The sequence below is a fragment of the Mesorhizobium sp. P2_A8 genome, from assembly GCF_056404935.1.
Genome location: NZ_JBFUDB010000002.1, coordinates 1 through 17,403, shown reverse-complemented (window position 1 = coordinate 17,403; position 17,403 = coordinate 1). Strand labels below are relative to the sequence as shown.

Below are 17,403 nucleotides of genomic sequence, written 5' to 3'. Positions count from 1 at the left end.
TATTGGGAGGAACAGACGATGACGATCATGATGCGGGCGGCACGGCTGCATGCCGTGAACGAGCCGATGCGTGTCGAGGACGTGGCGAAGCCTGTGGCGTCCGGCACGGATGTGGTCGTCGAGGTCAAGGCCTGCGGGATGGTCCCCAACCTCGCGAACGTATTGAACAACTGGGAAACTTGGTACCCACACCAGCCGCTGCCGACGAAGCCGGCAATCTTCGGCCTCGATCCCGCGGGTATCGTGCATCAGGTCGGCGACCAGGTTGTGGCGATCAAGCCAGGCGACCGCGTGTACGTTAATCCGCTACGCTCCTGTGGTGCCTGCCATGCCTGCGTCAGCGGGCATCAGGCGAAGTGCGAGTACTTCACCTTCAATGGCTATTTCGGCTTCAACAGGAACAGCCTCGAGATCTACAAGCGCTATCCGGAAGGCGGCTTCGCCCAGTTCATGCGCGCGCCCCAGAATGCGATCGTCAAGATCCCCGACAACATGACCTTTCCACAGGCGGCCCGCATGGGTTACCTCGGTACCTCCTATTCCGCGATCAGGAAGTTTGGCACACCGACCGGCAAGTCGCTGATCATCAATGGCGCGACGGGCACGCTGGGCGTCGGCGCGACGCTCTTCGCGCTCGCCATGGGTGTCTCGACGATCTACGCGGTGGCCCGCGGCAAGCCATTGCTCGAGCGGCTGAAGCAGCTTGCCCCAAGTCGGATCCAGACCTTCTCCAACCAGGACGGCAAGGTCGCCGACTGGGTCCGCTCACAGAGCGGCGGTCTTGGCGCCGACTTCATGCTCGACTGCCTCGGCGCCGTCGCCGACGTCAATGCGATGAAGGACGCCATGATGGGCGTCAGGCGCGGCGGCCGCATCGTCAACATTGGCGGCACCGGCAGCGACATGCTGTTCAACACCAAGTGGTGGATGGACAATTCGATGGAGCTGATCGGCTCCGCCTGGCTGACCACGGCCGAGGGCATGGAGATCGCCGACATGGTCCGCTCCGGCACGATCGACCTCTCGGTGCTGGAGGCCAGGACGTATCCGCTCGAGCGGATCAACGAAGCCATCAACGGTGTCGCTTCCGGCGACGGCGGTTTCACCAACTACGTGCTCGAACCGTAGGCGGAACCATCGGCGTTGGCGGGCTTCACCGTCCGCCGCTTGCCGGATCGCGGAACGACGTGCCGGATCGGCAATGCGCAACCTTTTGTGCGAAGAGAAACGAAATGATCATCGACTGCCACGGCCACTACACGAGCGAACCGGCGGCGCATCATGCCTATCGCAAGACGCAGGTCGAGTTCATCGAGGGCAGTCGCGACGCCAGACCCGCCTATCCCGGTATCGCCGACGACATACTCAGGGCGACGATCGAGCAGAACCAACTGCGCCTGCAGCGCGAGCGAGGCTCGGACCTGACCATCCTGTCCCCGCGGGCTTCGGGCATGGGCCATCATATCGGCAGCGCCGACACCAATGCCGAATGGGCGCGCATCTCCAACGACTTGATCGCACGCATCGTCGACATGTTCCCAGCCAACTTCGCCGGCGCATGCCAGCTGCCGCAATCGATGAGCGGCGATCTGAAGCCGGTCCTTGCCGAGTTAGAGCGCTGCGTCGCCGAACTCGGCTTCGTCGGCTGCAACCTCAATCCCGATCCGTCTGGTGGCTTCTGGTCGGCGCCGCCGATCCACGACCGCTACTGGTACCCGCTCTTCGAAAAGCTGGTCGAGCTGCAGGTACCGGCCATGATCCATGTCTCCGGCTCCTGCAGCGCATGCCTGCATACGACCGGCGCGCATTACATCAACGCGGACACCGCCGTGTTCATGCAGCTGATCCAGGGCGACCTGTTCAGCGCGTTTCCCGACCTCAAGCTGATCATTCCGCACGGCGGTGGCGCCGCGCCCTATCACTGGGGACGCTATCGCGGCCTGGCGATGATGCTGGACAGGCCTGCACTGAGCGAGCACCTGATGCGCAACGTCTTCTTCGACAGCTGCGTCTACCACAAGGCAGGCATCGACACGCTGTTCCGCGTCGTTGGTCCGGCCAACATCCTGTTCGGGTCCGAATTGCTCGGAGCGGTCAAGGCCATCGACCCCGAGACCGGCTTCGACTTCGACGACACGCGGCGCTACATCGACGCACTTTCGCTTGGCGATGCCGAGCGGCGGGCCGTGTTCGAAGGCAATGCTCGAAAAGTGTATCCGAGGCTTGATGCGAGGCTGAAGGCGCAAGGGCGCTAGGCCACCCAATGAGCACCCTTCAGGCGCGGGCCAGACGCCACGCCTCGTTTTCCCGGAGAACAACTATGGCCAGAGTCGTCACGAAGACTGAGCGCACGCCGATCGAGACCTGCGAGGCTCTTGGCCAGCTTGGCGTGGCAACGGTTCACGAAGCGCAGGGACGGACGGGCCTGCTCGCCACGCGCCTGCGGCCCATCTTTGATGGCGCCAGGGTTGGCGGCAACGCGCTGACTTGCGAAGTCGCACCGGGCGACAACTGGATGATCCATGTCGCGCTGGAACAGGCGCGGCCAGGAGACGTCCTTGTCGTCACCCCGACCTCGCCCTGTGAGGACGGCTATTTCGGCGACCTGCTGGCCGAGTCGGCCAAGGCGCAAGGCATCAGGGGCCTGATCATCGACGCGGGCGTGCGCGATGTCTCGACGCTGCGCTCCATGGCCTTTCCGGTCTGGTCGAAGGCAATCAGTGCGCAGGGGACCGTCAAGGAGACGCTCGGCAACGTCCAGGTGCCGATCGTCTGCGGCGGGGCCCACATCCGGCCAGGCGACGTGATCGTGGCCGACGACGACGGCGTGTGCGTGGTGCCGCGCGAAGCCGCTGCAAAGGTCCTCGAAATCGCCCGCAAGCGCGAGGCGATGGAAGAAGAAAAGCGAGGTCTTTACGCCGCGGGCAAACTAAGCCTCGATGTCAACGACATGCGCGATCGCCTGCGGCGCAAAGGCCTCGTCTACGAATAGGCAACCGCATTGCCGGTTCCGCGGCCCGCGGGGAGAACTTGATCCCGGCGGGCACGCTCGACCCCGGCTGTTTCAGGACGCCTGAGGCCTCGCGCATTGCTGTGCAAGGCCACGGCTAGCGGCCGCGGGAATGGCATCGCAAACCATGCAAACTGCCCACATGCGCGCGGCGAATTGCCACCTCAGCTTGGGCGGGCGGCATGTGGCGCCAAGGAATTGTGCTGCTTGCTGGCGATGAATCCGCTGAGTTTGGCGCATCGGGAGGTCACATTTCCACCGGATGGGCGCTGGGCTGGTGCTTGGTGAAGCGCGGCAGCAGCCCGGTGCACAGCACCAGCACCAGGATGATTGCGAGTTGGATACCAATGACGGTGCCGAAGGCCCGCGCAATGCCTCTCGGCTCCACCGCCAGATAGAGCGTGCCGAGCGTTGCGACCCCCAGTGCCAGACCGGACTGCTGCAGCGTGATGAGAACGCCGCTGCCAACGCCCGCGAGGTGAGCCGGAACATCGGCGAGCACGGCGCGGAACAATCCTGAAAACAGCATCGACTGTCCGGCGCCGATCAAGACCAGCGGCGGGGCCAATTCGATCAGGCTCACATCCGGCCAGCTGGACACGGTTATGGCGACCAGCAAGGCCAGCCCCAGCGCCTGCGTGATGCCGCCCGCGGCAAGTGCGCCGCGGCCAAAGCGGTTGATCATGTGCGGACTGACCACTGAGCCGATGAAGAACATGACCGCCATCGGCAGGATGGCGAGGCCGCTTTCGAGCGGGTTGGCGCCGAGGCCGTTCTGGACGGTAAGCGCGAAGACGAACATGAAGGCGCCGAAGCCGACGCTGAACAGCGTGATCATGGCCAGCCCCCTCGACATCGAGGGTAGCTTGAGCAGCGATGGCGGCAGCAAAGGCACCTCGCCGCGCGCCTCGGCAGCCCGTTCGACGATCACGGTGGCGATGGCCAGCACCAAAGCGGCGGCCAGCATCGCCCGGGTCCATGCCGGCCAGCCGAGCGAATGGCCTTCGGTCAGCGGCAACAGGAGGGTGGTCAGCGTCGCGGCAAACAGCACGGTGCCGGGCAGGTCGATGCCCGTGGGGTGCGGCGAGCGGTTGGCCGGCACGACAGCCCGCGAGGCGAAAAAGACGATGATGCCAAGCGGGATGTTGACGAGAAAGATCGGCCGCCACGACGTGCCGAACAGATTGGCGCTGACCAACAATCCGCCGGCGAGCTGACCGACAACTGCGGCGATGCCCGAAGTCGCGCCGTAAAGCGCGATGGCCCGGGTCTTGCGCTCGCCTTCCAGGGTCGCCTGGAAGGTCGCCAGCACCTGCGGCACCAGCATCGCCGCCGTTGCGCCCTGGACCAGCCGGGCAGCGATCAATGCGTCGATGGTCGGCGCCAGGCCGCAGGCAAGCGACGCCAGGATGAAGCCTGCCAGCCCGACCAGAAACAGCGTGTGACGGCCGAACCGATCGCCAAGCCTGCCGCCCAGGACGAGCATGGCGGCATAGGCCACACCATAGACGGAAACCACCAGTTCAAGTGCGGCCGGTGTGGCATTGAGCGAGGTGGCAATCGTCGGCAGTGCCACGTTGACGATGAAGAAGTCGGCGACCGGCAGGAAGGCGCCGGCGAGCAATACATAGACGCCGACCCCGTGCAGCCCGCCGGCGAGCGCCATGGAGCGGGGAGAGTGCCAGGCCACGTTTGGTGAATTGGTGGGCGTCATCCGAGCCTCGATATGGTTATTGGAAGATAGTTATGCAAACATAATCATTATGAGCATATACACATCTGATTGGAAGCTGTAAACTCCGTTCATGGAAATCGATCGCGAAACGTCCACACGCAAAACTCCACCCCCGGCGGTCCGGTGGGCAGATCTAGCCGACCTGATCCTCATCATTGCCCGAGAGATCCAGTTCCAGGGATACCGGGATGAGCGGGCAATATCCCTCACGCAGTCGGAAGGCATGGTCATGCGTCACCTGGTTGCACATGTCTCGGCGACACCCAGCCAGATCGCGGCGGCGACCGGGCTGCAGCGCACCAACGTTTCGACTGTGCTGCGCGACCTCGAAGGCAAGGGTCTTATCGAGCGGCATGTCGATCCGGAAGACCGCCGCGGCGTCAGCGTCCACCGCACGCGGCGAGGAGCCGACAACTACGCGCTGGTGCGCAAGGAATGGGGCTCTGCCGTCTCCGACGCCGCCGGCGGCGACACCAGCAAGCTCGATGATGCGCTCGCGCTTCTCAGGGCCATTGAAGCCGGCCTCACCGCGACGCGGCCGAAAGGCGGCGATGGTCCGGTGCGAGGTTCCGCCCGCCAGCAAAACATCTAGCCCCGTGGCTTTGCGCCGAGATCAAAGAACGTCCTCGATGACTGCAATGAATTCGCATTGCACCAGAGATGGGCTATCTGGCGGCAATGGCCGAACGTGCCGGGCCGGGCGCGACTCCGGATCGGGAAACATCCGCAGCCATTCTTCATTCACGGCATTCCTGTTGCTGCTGTCGCGGAGATAGATCTCCACCTTGACGATGTCCCCCACACTGCCGCCCGCGGCCTCGATGATGGCAAGCATATTGGCAAACACATTGGCTGACTGATCCGCCATCTCGGCCGGCAACTCGTGATTGGTCGGGTTCACGCCGTGAACCGCTCCCGAGAACACCATGTTGCCAATCCGACAGGCATTGGGAACTGGATGCCTGTGGCTCAGTCCCTTGACCGAAATGCTCCTGCGCATGGTTCTGCTGATCCTCCGTGAGATCTGATCCGTGGGATAATTCGCAAACTGCCGGTGCCGGGGCGCTTGGAGTGAGGCTGCACCCGAATGCACCTGGGCCGGCTATTGTCTTGCGCGCAAAACCGAGGCCTCGGCGGGAGGCGAGGAAACGACCGCATCAGGACGCGGCGCAGGCGGCTCATAGCCGGAAGTCAGTTGAATTCCGCGCGTCTCGGGCAGCAAAAGGGTCGCGGCGAAAGCGATGCCGTAGCCCAACAGCGCAACCAGGCCGATCGCCTCCGCCAGGCCGATATATTGCGCCAGTATCCCGATAATGGATACGGCTGCCGCGCCCGCCGCCTTGCCGGAGTTGTAGGCGAAACTCTGGCCGCTGGCGCGAATGGCAGAGGGGAAAAGCTCGGTGAAGAACGGTCCCAACGCCGCATAGTTTCCGATGGTGAAGAAGCCGAACGGCGCACCCAGGACAACGAGCAGCCAGCCGGATAGCGGCAAGAACATGTAAGCGACGGTCACCAGCCAGGAACACACCAGAAAGAGCTGGAATGTCCGCCGCCGCCCGAGATAGTCGGCCAGGTATGCGCTTGCCAGAAATCCGAAAAACGAGCCGCCAGTCACCACGAAAACGTAGTAACCCGTAGTGCCCGGCGACAGTTCGCGCACAGTCTTCAGAAATGTCGGCAGCCAGTTGACGATGGCGCCGCCAACGCCAATCACACCGAATGCAAGCAACGAGGACAGCACGGTTATTCGCAGCGTTTCCGGCTGAAATATCGCCCCCAATCCCGGACGGGTGCCGCTCCTCTCGACAAGCTCGCGCGTTTTGACAAAAACCTCGGGCTCCTCGATCTTGCGGCGCAAATAGAGAACCAGAAGGCCGGGAAGAACGCCGATCATCAACAGCACGCGCCAGCCATACTCCTGGGGCAAGTGCGCCAGAACCACGCCTGCCAGAATGGCGGCCGCGCTCCATCCGATGCCGAATCCGCTCTGGACGGTGCCCACGGCCTTGCCGCGATGTTCGGCGCGAATGATCTCGCCCATGAGGACCGCGCCGGCGGCCCATTCGCCGCCAAAGCCCAGCCCTTGCAGGATGCGCAAGAACATCAGTTGCTGGAAGTCCTGCGCAAAACCGGCAAGGAAGGTGAAGACGCAGAACCACAGGATTGTAAACTGCATGATGCGGGCACGGCCGAAACGGTCAGCGAGATACCCGCAGGCCCATCCTCCGATCGCCGCGGAGAGCAGCGTCGCCGTGGCCAGGTAGCCGGCCTGCGCCGTCGTCATTCCCCAGGCCACAATGAGAATTGGCAATACGAAGCTGAAGAGTTGCGCGTCCATCGCATCCACTGCCCAGCCAGCGAAGCAACCCCAGAAGGTGTTCCGCTCCCGCTCCGTCAACTGCTTGTACCAACTGAACATTTTTTCCTCCCATCGCTTCTTTTGGTTGTCGGGCCGGCTAGACAACCAGTGGAGTGAGACCTCCGTCCATGGTCAGCGAAGCCCCGGTCACATAGGAGGATCTTGCGCTGGCGAGGAAAAGTGCGGCGTCGGCTACTTCTTCCGGCTTGGCGTAGCGCCGTAGCGGAATGCGCTGCTCATTGAGTCGCAGCAATTCCTCCGGCGCCTTGCCGGTCATTTTGGATTCAACTTCAAGCGACATCTGCAGACGCTCGGTCATGGTGGCGGCGGGATTGATGACGTTGACCCTTATGCCGGCGGGTCCCCAGGCGGCCGCCAGTCCCGCCGAGGCGAGCATCAGCGCCGCGTTGGCGGCCCCTCCCGGCAAATGCATGGGCGATGCGATTTTGCCGCCGGTCCCGACTATGTTGACGATCGTGCCGGCGCGCCGTGCCACCATCAGCGGCAGGACGTAGTCCATGACGTTCATGTAGGTGAAGAATTTCGCGTCCATCGCAACACGCCATTTGTCTGGCGTCAGTTCGTCGGGTGGAACTCTCCTTGCGCCGCCGGCCGAATTGACCAGGGACGCAATCGGACCCACCTGATCCTCCAGCGCGGCGACCATTTCCTTTGCCGCAAGCCCGTCAGAGAGGTCGGCGGCGAAGGTCGCTGCCGACAGGCCCTCGGCAGCCAGAGCTGCCTTCGCGTTGTCAAGGTTCTCCTGACTGCGTGATACAATCGCCAGGCGGGCCCCTTCCCTGCCGAAGGCGCGCGCGCAGGCCAGCCCTATTCCCTTGCTGCCCCCGGTAATCAGGACAACTTTGCCGTCGAGTTCGAGATCCATCTCAGTGATCCTGTTTTGGGCCATGGGCATTGTGGACGTTGATCGGGATTCCCGCCGCGAACGCCACGATCTGATCGAATGCGTTGCCGTAGGCGAACTCGTAATTGTCACGTTCGACGTAGCCGAGATGCGGTGTGCACAGTGCGTTGGGAAGCCTGAGCAAGGCGTCGTCGGGATCGGTAAGCGGCTCGTGTTCGAACACGTCGATGGCCGCTTTCCCGGGGCGGCCATTGGTCAGCGCCGCCACCAGGGCCCCTGCTTCAATCAACTCGGCACGGCTGGTGTTCACAAGCAGAGCGGTTGGCTTCATCGAGGCGAGGTCGCCAACCGTGATCAAACCGGTGGTCTCGGCATTCAGCCGCAGGTGCAAACTGAGGACATCCGACAGCCGGAACAGCGTGTCCTTGTCCGGCGCGGTGTTGAATCCCTCGGCTCTGGCACGAGCCAGCGAGCCCTCGCGGCCCCACACCAGCACCTCCATGCCGAAGGCCATGCCGATCCGTGCGACCATCGAGCCCAACCGGCCGAAACCATAGATGCCCAGAACACGACCCCTCAAGCCCAAGCCGATGGTCGTCTGCCAATGGCCTTGCCGCAGCGATGCGCTCTCGAACGGAATGTTGCGCATCGCCGCAAGGATCAACCCCCATGTAAATTCCACCGTCGAATAGGACGGACGCGATGTGAGAGCAGACGAAACGACGACGCCATGCCGATCGCAAGCCGCCAAGTCGATGTGCGGGATGTGACCGTTCTGGCTGATGAGCTTCAAGTTGGGCAGGCGGCTGAGCAGGCTTTCATCGATCTTGGTGCGCTCACGCATCAATACAAGGACATCTGCCTCCGTCAGACGATTTGCCAAGACGTCGATGTCCTCAACGATATCGGTCCAGATGGTGACGTCATGGCCTTCCAGCTTGGAAAAGCAGTCCAGCGTGCGGACGACGTCCTGGTAGTCGTTGATGATGGCGACGCGGAGCTTCTTCACGGGATGACCTATCGCTCTATGCATTGCCCGGCAGATCCGCAACGGAGGTACCGGCTTCGATCGCTTCGCACTTCGCCTCTTCGAAAGCCGACTTCTTCAGCGCCTTTGCGAGAATTTCGGCGGCCCGGGCGATCGGGATGAAGCAGACACCGGTTTCGTCCGCGACAACAATATCGCCGGGGGCAACCCGCACCCCGGCGATCTGGATATCGCCATTGATCTCCACGGTCTCGATCCGCCATTTGCCGGTGACAGGCGTGATCTCGGTGGCCCACAGGGGATATCCGACCCGCCGCGAATGTCCGAGGTCGCGAATGCCGCCGGAGACGATCGCACCGGCCTCCCCCTGCCTTTTTCCGGTTTGGGCCGAAATCCCGCCCATGTTCGAAACGCCGGCGACACCGTCGATGACCACCACGTCGCCCGGCAATGCCAGGTTATGAGCTTCGAACTCTGCCATCCGGTTGACGTGCTCGCGCGCCGTCTCGTAGACATGCTCGCGCTGGAGGATGTTGCGCACCGTAAGCGCGGGACCGACAATCGACGTCGAAGGCAGGGTCGGCTTCAGGATTGATGCGCCAATCGCGCCGGTGATACCGAGCTCATCCATAATATCCGAAATAACGCTGGTTGCGTCGCCGATCCGCTTGAACCCGTCGATCAGCCCCTGCGGCGGACGCGGCGCTCGCATCAATCGAATGCGGTCGGGGCTGATCTTGCCGGTAAGTTTCGGCAGCACGTCCGCGAAAGCGAGATCGTTCATGGCGTATCCTCTATTTTTTGTACGGAGCTTTATCACCGGTTGCGAGGTGCGCGTATTCACTCGCATGTGTTCGGCTGCTCGTTCGAAACAGGATTGCTTGCCGGGTTCAGTGCGTCCAATTTAGAATCAGACACAAGCGTCATTTCCTGGGTGAATAACGTGCGCCTCGATCTGAACCTGATCGCAGTCCTTGAGGCCATCATGCTGGAAAGGAACGTAACGCGAGCGGCCATAAGCCTGTCGATGAGTCAGCCGGCGGTCAGCAATGCCTTGCGCCGCGCCCGCAAACTGACGAAAGATCAGCTCTTTCTCAAGACAGCGACGGGCGTCCAGCCAACGTCACGCATGGTCGCGATGTGGCCCGACCTTCATCACTCGCTTACCGTAATCCGAGCGTCTTTCGCCCCCGACGACTTTGATCCGCGATCAGATGCGACCAGTTTCCGAATTGCGGTCACAGACAGTCTTGCGATGGAAGGTGTCAGCGCAATCACGCTGAAGTTGCAGGCAACATCCCCGCGTGCCCGTGTTTCTTTTGCCATTCATACCCATGAGGGCTCGCTGGAAGGGATCGACCGCGGCACGCTTGACTGCGCCGTTGGCATGTTTGCCTCGCTGCCAAGAGACGTACATGTGCAAAGTCTACGCACCGATCGCTATGTCTGCGTCATGCGCAGCGGGCACGAACTGGCGCAATCGCTGACCCTCGATCAGTTCACCGCTGCGGCGCACGTGCTGGCAACCCCATCCGGTTTGGAACTTGGGCTCGTGGACGGCTGGCTTGGCCTGAAGGGGCGGACAAGGACGATCGTTGCCGTCGTCAATCATTTTGCCGATGCACTGAGGATTGTCTCGCGGAGCGACCTTCTCACCTGTGTCCCGCTTGGCTTCTTCAACGGACCATGGCGCACCATTGCTGCCGAGCATCCGCTGGTGGTGCGCGACCTGCCGTTCGAGACGGAGAAATTGCTGTACAAGCTGATCTGGCACGAACGACTGCAGACGCACCCTGCCCACCAATGGTTTCGATCGCTGGTGGGCGACGTTTGCGGATCGCCATTCGACGGCTCATCGATTGAAGACGCCGCCCCAGCCACGCAACCATAGTCTGTCTTATGGCGCCAGAGCGACGTTCAGCCTGTCCTCTTGCGCGGACAGATGCGCTCCGCGCCGGGGCAAGGGCCTATCCCTGTCCGTAATCCAGCGGCACATAGGTGTAGGCGTTCCCGGCGTCGCGGCGCACGTGGCCCAAGCCGGGAAACGATATGTGCGCACCGCCCACGATATAGCCATTCTCTGCAGCATCTGCGAATGCGAGCTCGTGCACTCGTTCGGCGTCCGATGCGTTCTCATCGTACTGGATTGTGACCGAAGGGGCTTTGAACTGCACAGCGGCGACATGCACGACATCGCCCCACAGCACGATCTTCTGGCCCCTGCTCTCGACCACGTACATGGTGTGTCCCGGGGTGTGCCCATAGGCTGTCTGCGCGCGCATGCCAGGCACGAGGTCGGTGTTGCCTTCGAAAACGGCGAACTTGCCGGCTCGCATGTATGGCGTGATCGATGCCATAGCGGCCTGAAAGAACCGCTTCGCTTCAGCGGGAGCAGCGCGCATGTTTGCCTCGCTTAGCCAATAGTCGGTGTCCCGCTTGTCGGCACGTACAATCGCGTTGGGAAAAGCCCTCTGGCCCTCGGTCATGAGACCGCCAACGTGATCCGCATGCAGATGTGTGAGGTAAAGCTCATCGATCTGCTCCGGCCGATACCCCGACGCGCGCAGATTGCTCAGCAGATGGCCTGTGCTAGGCCCCAACAGTGAGCCTGCCCCAGCGTCGATCAAGACCAGCTTGGCTCCGGTATTCACGAGAAAGGAATTGTGCGAGGTCTCGACGACGTCGCCGAGGTAATTGCGTTTCAGCGCTTCTTTGATCCGAGCCGGGTCGCCCTGCAGTAACTTCGTAGCAGGCAGCATATTGCTGCCGTCGGACAGTGCCGTTACCTCAAAATCGCCGACCGCCAGGCGATAAAACCCGGGTGCCTGGCTTTTCACCATGGGCGCATCTGCGAACACAGGCATCGCAAAACTGCCGGCCAGGCAAAAACAGCCAGCGGCCAGAAAAGCGCGACGGGTAGGATTGACGGCGTCGCTGCTGGTCGGCGGGGGCTGGACAGAGCCTTCTGTGTCGTCGAACAAACGATCAAGCGTTTTTCGGGGGGTAACCATTTTCGGACCTCTGTTTGCGTTCTGTCGGGGCACTACGGATGGACGTAAGTCCTCCTGCCTCGCTCCTCGTGCGCGTACCGTTCCCGAGATGGCCAACTCCGTCCAATTCAGAGTCTGGGGCAGCATCATAACTCCGTTGAATAACGGCTGTCTTGCTGTGCGGGGAAAGGCGGTAGCGCGCTCCCGCCAGGTGTTGCGCCTAAAGCGCGTCACGTTGAAACGGACTCAGGCGACGCGCTTTAGGCTCGTGTTTTATGCATGTCGTTGCCCCAAAAACCGCGGCCACTTTTGGGCGACATGCATTAGATAACCCAATCTTTCAGGGCGTAGGCGTGAATGTAGTCGATCTGCATTTCCGCGGGCGTCGCAAGCCCGTCGGCGGGCGCTCCTGCGATGCCGCCCACTGCCAGATCGACCAGCATATACATCGGCTCGTGCATGTCGGCAGGTGTCGCGGCATGGGCAACTTCGACGTTGTCGAAATACCAGACGAGTTCATCTTCCGTCCACAACACCCCGTACGTATGGAACCCTCCGGTATCCGAGACAAAGGGCGTCGAGGACACCGTTGTATGAGTTCCCGTCTCATTCGTGTGGCTTGTCAGAAGGAGCTTGTTTGGATCCTGGCCGGTCATCTCTATGGCGTCCAGTTCCGGTGGCCAGGAGCCGTCCTCCGGCAGTAGCCAGAAGGCCGGCCATGCGCCTTGTTTTTCGGGCATGTCGGCCCGAATTTCGAAATAGCCGTAGGTCTGTGCGAAGGATTCGTGAGTGGTCAGCAGACCTGACGTGTATTGGTAGTTGTTGATGTAGGGCTTGATAGCCTCAGGGGTTCGGGCGGCGGTAATTGTGAGAACACCGTCCTCGACGCTGAACGGGTTGACGGACTTCGTCGGGGCGTAGCTGGTGTCGATATACCATTGAAGCTCGCCGTTGCCCGTGAGCGAGCTGCCGTTCGCGCCTCCCCACCAGAAGTTCGAGTCCCAGGTGCCGCTCGAGCCATTCCACAGGTTCAGTGTGTTGAACTCGTCCGAGAAGGTGAGTGCCAGATGCGACCTGTCCAAGGCCAGATCGAATTGGCTTGCGGTGAACTGGTCGATTGTCTTGTTGGCGAAGACGAGGAACTCGGTGCCTGATAGATTAAGTCGGACGTTCGCTCCCGACTGGACCATGTGGGTGTGCACCTGCTCGAAGGAGGTGAAGCCATAGCTTCCAACGCGCACTGTATCCTCGGCGCTAAAGTCCAGGATCAGGTCACTGCCGTTGCCGGGGGCCACGACGAAAATGTCTGCCCCCGATCCGCCCTTGAGGACGTCGTCGCCCTTCAGCCCGTCGAGCGTCTGTTGGCCAGAGCCGCCGGTAATGATGTTGTTTAGCTCGTTGCCGAAAGCATACTGTTTGTCGTTCGTGACTGTCAGGTTCTCGAAATGCGCCGGGAGCCTGTAGCTCATCCAGGTCGAGATGGTGTCGACGCCCTCGTTGGCCAGTTCGACCGCCTTGTTCTTCGCGGAATACAGATAGTAAATGTCATCGCCCTTGCCGCCATACATCGTGACGCTGACGCTGCCGTCGCCGTAGAGCGAGTCGTTGTAGATGCTGCCGTAAAGTGCCGGGCCGGAATTCGTCGCCGAGTACCACTTGGTCGAAGACCCGCTGTAGGGGAGTGGAACGCCCTTGGCGTTCAGGACGGTGGCCATGCTGGTCTCTGCTCCTCGGACTCGCCTCGAGCCCTAGCATCTATGGAGGGCACGAGAAGCCAATGCCTTTTTTGGTCTTCGGTTCGTGTTCGGCTTGTGAGAGTTACCAGGAACTTAACACGCAGGCGGTCCGGGCCGCCCCCATTGCCTCGAATGCACCAAGGTTGGGCTGGCAGCACTTTTTTTGGTCACAAGCCGCCGCATCTGTGGGGCGACATGACTTCGCCGTCACCGAACCTGCTGCCCTGCGGGTGCCCGCGCCGGCCGGTCCAAAAGCCTAGCATTGCTATTATAGCCGAATGTATATTAGCACTTTCTTGACAAACTGCCTAAGTTCTGGTTTCCTGATTTAACGGGTGTTTAGACAAGTTCGTTGCGTTTTTTACGGACGGTGTTCGCATGTCGACGCTGGTTGTCGCGGACCCGCGGGGGGTGTATCTCGCCGGTCTGGAGTGGGTTCTGCGGAAGGCTGGCCACGATGTTGTCGCCCAGTGCCGCCGCCCTGTCGACGTTGTCCCTCATGTGGAGCGCCATCGGCCTGATATTGTCATCGTCGGTCTGGACATCGCGGACCCGCAGGCGGCCGGTCTTTCCTCACGGCTGAGGGCCTGCAACAGTGCTCTCGGCATCATCTTCATCGTGCAGCCCAACGGCAGGCTCAACTTCAAGGAAATACAGGGGCTCGACGGCGACGGTCTGCTTTTGGACGGCATCAGCCACCGCTACCTCGTCGAATGCGTGAATGCGGTGGCGGCAGGCAAGAAGTGGATCGACAACAAGATCGTCCAGCAGCTGCTGACGCCAGAACCGCAGCACCAGTCGACATCCAGGCTGACCGGGCGGGAGACCGAGATCGCCGACCTCGTCTCGCGCGGGCTGCGCAACAAGACCATCGCGCAACGGCTGCATGTATCCGAGGGCACCGTGAAGATGCACCTGCATCACGTCTACGAGAAGCTGCACCTCGGCAGCCGGGCAGAACTGGCCTGGGTAGCGCATGGCAAAGGCGCCGAGCGTCCAGGGGCCGGCCTGCTCTGACCAACCGCTTTCCACTGACATCGACGTCGTGCGGCAACAGCACCGAAAGCCGCTGATGGCATCGGCCTATGCCGGCGCGACCGCCCAGCCCCGCGACGCCTGCCTGATCTATCGAAGGATATATATCGTTCGATCAGGTATGGGCATTCACCCCAATACTATCGAACCGGGAATGGACGCGTCTTCTGCGTCGGCGGCACATTGAAGGGATAAAAGGCCGCAATTCAGCGCGCCAGCGGATGCACTCGGGTAGGGGCGTCCGGCGTCTGGGGGTGATCCCTTTTCTTGACGCGTTTTGGACAGGGGAGAATCTCCGTGGCACTCGACATCACAGCTCAAGACATCGTCGTCGACGGTTCGGGCGTGCTGACCTCACCAGACGGTGGGGTATTTCAGCGGCGCATCACGCGATAGGGGAGCACAGCAATGACCATCAGCTTTAGTCTCAACGGCCAAGCCGTCAACGACCAGACGACCGGGCTGCAAACCGGCGACAACATCGACGATGTCTTTACGGACACCGATGTTTTGTACTCCAGCTTGCCGGCCACGTTCCGGACCTATCTCGAGTCGACTCTCGGGCTGAATTCCGCGTTCCCGACCAGCATCGGCGTCGCGACCAAGACGAACTCGGTCACTGTCAACGCCACCGCCGGCTCCCAGCTCGTTGGCACTACGTTCACCGACGGCAGCGGCGGCACCCTCGACGGCGATGATAGCGGGCTCAACACCCTCGGCGGCAAGGATATCCTGCTCTTCGCCGGCGCAAGCGACACCGTGATCGGGCGCTATGACAGCGATGGCAACGGCACTGCCGACGCGATCGCTTTCGTCGTCTTCAAGCAGGACACGATCAACGCTGGCGCGACCAGCGACCAGGTGACCTTCAACATCGTCACCTATGTTCCGATCTTCCATGGCGGCAGCACCAACCCGGATGACGCGGTCGATCTCGGCAACACCCTCAAGCTCGCGGCGAGCGAGACGCTCAACTTCGGCTTTGCCGGAGCACCCTCCGGCAGCAACCTGTTCATGATGTTCGGCAGTCCGGCCTCCACCCAGATCGTGGTGATCGGGAAGGACCCCTTGAATCAGTCCGAGGGCGGGAACTTCAATACAAAGGACGTGCTCAATATCAGTCAGGCCGGCGGCACCACCTCGTTCGGCGTCAACGGCAACGCGATCAACCCCACTGAGGGCGCGTTCATCACCTACGTCTCGGGGGCGAATACGAACTTCCTCGTGCCGAATCTGGACCAGAACGAGGCCGATGTCGAAGCCAACATCGACTTCCAGAACGTCGTCGATGCGACCGCGGCGTCCTTTACCGTCAATCAGACCAATCCCGGCAAAGGACCCGTCACCGTCAAGATCACGGCCTTCAGCACCGCCGCGGAACCGGGGGTGAACTTCGTCGACGGACTTACCAACGATACCCAGGTCAACATCACGTCGGGCTCGGTCGTCAACTTCGTCGTCAGTGGCGAATCAACTCCGGTCGCCACCGTCAACGCCGACGGCACCTTGACGATCACCGGGCTTACCAGCGGCGACAAGGTGCAGTGGACGACGAGTGGAACCCACGACCGCGTCCTAATCGAAAACATCAGCAACGCGGACGGCATTGCCGGCAACGACAACAACACTCTCGACATCGGCGGCTTCGGCATAGTGACATCCAGCGCCGCATCGGCGGTCGTCGGCCAGCAGATCGTGATCGAAGACGACGGACCGACAGCAGGCATTGTGCAAGGTGCTCCGACGGTGGCGCATGACGAGACCGCGGGCATTCAGGCAGATGCCGATGACACCACGGCACCAGCGGTTGTCGCGTTGTTCGCGGGCGTCAGCAATGTCAGCACCGACCTCAGCCCGGCCGGCTTCGCGCAGGATGCAAGCGCGGTGGTGAGCTCGACGGGAAGCGCTACGGGTACAGATGGCGGCACGACGGCATTCTCGCTGGCAGTGTCCGCCGCAGGCGTGGATTCCGGCCTCGACACGACCGCCGGCACCAGCATCTTCCTGTTCAAGGAAGGCGACCTGGTGGTCGGCCGCATCGGCGGGGCCGCTGGGGCGGCGGCGTTCGCCGTCGCGATCAACAGCACGAGCGGCGTCGTCAGCGTGGCGCAGTACGCTTCGTTGAAGCACCCGGGCACCGCCAACCCAGATGATTCGGTGTCGATCACCGACGGCGCCTTGCTGGCGGTGGTGACGGTCACCGACGGCGACGGCGACACCGCGACCAACTCGACCGGTATCGGCGATGCCGTGCAGTTCCAGGACGACGGCCCGACGGCGGGCATCGTCCAGGGCGCTCCGACGGTGGCGCATGACGAGACCACGGGCATCCAGGGCGATGCCGATGACACCACTGCGGCAGGGGTTGTCGCCCTGTTCGCGGGCGTCGGCAATGTCAGCTCCGATCTGAGCCCGACCGGCTACGCGCAGGATGCAAGCGCGGTGGTGAGTTCCACCGGAAGCTCGTTCGGCGCCGACCAGGAAGGCGGCACGACGGCGTTCTCGCTGGCGGTGTCCGCCGCAGGCGTGGATTCCGGCCTCGACACGACCGCCGGCACCAGCATCTTCCTGTTCAAGGAAGGCGACCTGGTGGTCGGCCGCATCGGCGGGGCCGCTGGGGCGGCAGCATTCGCCGTCGCGATCAACAGCACGAGCGGCGTCGTCAGCGTGGCGCAGTACGCTTCG

At 62.2% G+C, this 17,403-nt stretch carries 15 protein-coding genes; 7 read left to right on the top strand and 8 right to left on the bottom strand.

Annotated features, from left to right (window positions below; translation table 11 throughout):
- Positions 1-18: 18 nt before the first annotated feature.
- The 3 genes from AC1D10_RS06670 (at position 19) to AC1D10_RS06660 (ending at position 2,992) form a co-directional block, all read left to right on the top strand.
- Complete coding sequence (locus AC1D10_RS06670) at positions 19-1,128, top strand: alcohol dehydrogenase catalytic domain-containing protein (RefSeq protein ID WP_477269915.1); 1,110 nt, start codon at positions 19-21, stop codon at positions 1,126-1,128.
- 104 nt (positions 1,129-1,232) lie between these two features.
- Positions 1,233-2,255: an amidohydrolase family protein gene (locus tag AC1D10_RS06665; protein ID WP_477269913.1), complete on the top strand. Its 1,023-nt coding sequence runs from the start codon at positions 1,233-1,235 to the stop codon at positions 2,253-2,255.
- Between the two features lie 65 nt (positions 2,256-2,320).
- Positions 2,321-2,992, top strand: coding sequence for a 4-carboxy-4-hydroxy-2-oxoadipate aldolase/oxaloacetate decarboxylase (locus AC1D10_RS06660; protein WP_477269911.1), 672 nt, complete (start codon positions 2,321-2,323; stop codon positions 2,990-2,992).
- Positions 2,993-3,257: 265 nt separating this feature from the next.
- On the opposite strand, the gene AC1D10_RS06655 is transcribed toward AC1D10_RS06660, so the two are convergent.
- Entirely contained in the window at positions 3,258-4,724 is a 1,467-nt protein-coding gene (locus AC1D10_RS06655) for an MFS transporter (RefSeq protein ID WP_477269909.1), read from the bottom strand.
- A 91-nt stretch (positions 4,725-4,815) separates the two neighbouring features.
- Between AC1D10_RS06655 and AC1D10_RS06650 the strand changes: the two genes are divergently transcribed.
- Positions 4,816-5,337, top strand: a complete 522-nt coding sequence (locus tag AC1D10_RS06650) for a MarR family winged helix-turn-helix transcriptional regulator (RefSeq protein WP_477269907.1) — start codon at positions 4,816-4,818, stop codon at positions 5,335-5,337.
- A gap of 21 nt (positions 5,338-5,358) precedes the next feature.
- Here AC1D10_RS06650 and AC1D10_RS06645 read toward each other — a convergent pair whose 3' ends face one another.
- From AC1D10_RS06645 to AC1D10_RS06625, 5 genes are all read right to left on the bottom strand, one after another.
- Positions 5,359-5,745, bottom strand: a complete 387-nt coding sequence (locus AC1D10_RS06645; protein ID WP_477269905.1) for a RidA family protein — start codon at positions 5,743-5,745, stop codon at positions 5,359-5,361.
- A gap of 102 nt (positions 5,746-5,847) precedes the next feature.
- A complete protein-coding gene (locus AC1D10_RS06640) occupies positions 5,848-7,164 on the bottom strand; it encodes an MFS transporter (RefSeq protein ID WP_477269903.1) in 1,317 nt (438 codons plus the stop codon).
- A gap of 37 nt (positions 7,165-7,201) precedes the next feature.
- Positions 7,202-7,990, bottom strand: coding sequence for an SDR family oxidoreductase (locus AC1D10_RS06635; RefSeq protein WP_477269901.1), 789 nt, complete (start codon positions 7,988-7,990; stop codon positions 7,202-7,204).
- Between the two features lies 1 nt (position 7,991).
- Positions 7,992-8,978, bottom strand: a complete 987-nt coding sequence (locus tag AC1D10_RS06630; RefSeq protein ID WP_477269899.1) for a D-2-hydroxyacid dehydrogenase family protein — start codon at positions 8,976-8,978, stop codon at positions 7,992-7,994.
- A 16-nt stretch (positions 8,979-8,994) separates the two neighbouring features.
- Complete coding sequence (locus tag AC1D10_RS06625) at positions 8,995-9,801, bottom strand: RraA family protein (RefSeq protein WP_477269897.1); 807 nt, start codon at positions 9,799-9,801, stop codon at positions 8,995-8,997.
- Between the two features lie 99 nt (positions 9,802-9,900).
- Between AC1D10_RS06625 and AC1D10_RS06620 the strand changes: the two genes are divergently transcribed.
- Complete coding sequence (locus AC1D10_RS06620) at positions 9,901-10,848, top strand: LysR family transcriptional regulator (protein ID WP_477269895.1); 948 nt, start codon at positions 9,901-9,903, stop codon at positions 10,846-10,848.
- Positions 10,849-10,924: 76 nt separating this feature from the next.
- Here AC1D10_RS06620 and AC1D10_RS06615 read toward each other — a convergent pair whose 3' ends face one another.
- Both AC1D10_RS06615 and eglC read right to left on the bottom strand, forming a co-directional pair.
- Complete coding sequence (locus AC1D10_RS06615) at positions 10,925-11,968, bottom strand: MBL fold metallo-hydrolase (RefSeq protein ID WP_477269893.1); 1,044 nt, start codon at positions 11,966-11,968, stop codon at positions 10,925-10,927.
- Positions 11,969-12,270: 302 nt separating this feature from the next.
- Positions 12,271-13,662, bottom strand: coding sequence for an endo-1,3-1,4-beta-glycanase EglC (eglC, locus tag AC1D10_RS06610; protein ID WP_477269891.1), 1,392 nt, complete (start codon positions 13,660-13,662; stop codon positions 12,271-12,273).
- Between the two features lie 399 nt (positions 13,663-14,061).
- On the opposite strand from eglC, the gene AC1D10_RS06605 reads away from it, so the two are divergent.
- Positions 14,062-14,700: a response regulator transcription factor gene (locus AC1D10_RS06605; RefSeq protein WP_477269889.1), complete on the top strand. Its 639-nt coding sequence runs from the start codon at positions 14,062-14,064 to the stop codon at positions 14,698-14,700.
- A gap of 426 nt (positions 14,701-15,126) precedes the next feature.
- On the top strand, positions 15,127-17,403 hold a 2,277-nt coding region (locus AC1D10_RS06600), incomplete at its 3' end, for a DUF5801 repeats-in-toxin domain-containing protein (RefSeq protein WP_477269887.1).

Coding starts and splice junctions, on each gene's coding strand:
- AC1D10_RS06670 (WP_477269915.1), top strand. CDS start 19: ATGACGATCATGATGCGGGCGGCACGGCTGCATGCCGTGAACGAGCCG.
- AC1D10_RS06605 (WP_477269889.1), top strand. CDS start 14,062: ATGTCGACGCTGGTTGTCGCGGACCCGCGGGGGGTGTATCTCGCCGGT.
- AC1D10_RS06665 (WP_477269913.1), top strand. CDS start 1,233: ATGATCATCGACTGCCACGGCCACTACACGAGCGAACCGGCGGCGCAT.
- AC1D10_RS06650 (WP_477269907.1), top strand. CDS start 4,816: ATGGAAATCGATCGCGAAACGTCCACACGCAAAACTCCACCCCCGGCG.
- AC1D10_RS06615 (WP_477269893.1), bottom strand. CDS start 11,968: ATGGTTACCCCCCGAAAAACGCTTGATCGTTTGTTCGACGACACAGAA.
- AC1D10_RS06655 (WP_477269909.1), bottom strand. CDS start 4,724: ATGACGCCCACCAATTCACCAAACGTGGCCTGGCACTCTCCCCGCTCC.
- AC1D10_RS06660 (WP_477269911.1), top strand. CDS start 2,321: ATGGCCAGAGTCGTCACGAAGACTGAGCGCACGCCGATCGAGACCTGC.
- AC1D10_RS06640 (WP_477269903.1), bottom strand. CDS start 7,164: ATGTTCAGTTGGTACAAGCAGTTGACGGAGCGGGAGCGGAACACCTTC.
- AC1D10_RS06635 (WP_477269901.1), bottom strand. CDS start 7,990: ATGGATCTCGAACTCGACGGCAAAGTTGTCCTGATTACCGGGGGCAGC.
- AC1D10_RS06645 (WP_477269905.1), bottom strand. CDS start 5,745: ATGCGCAGGAGCATTTCGGTCAAGGGACTGAGCCACAGGCATCCAGTT.
- eglC (WP_477269891.1), bottom strand. CDS start 13,662: ATGGCCACCGTCCTGAACGCCAAGGGCGTTCCACTCCCCTACAGCGGG.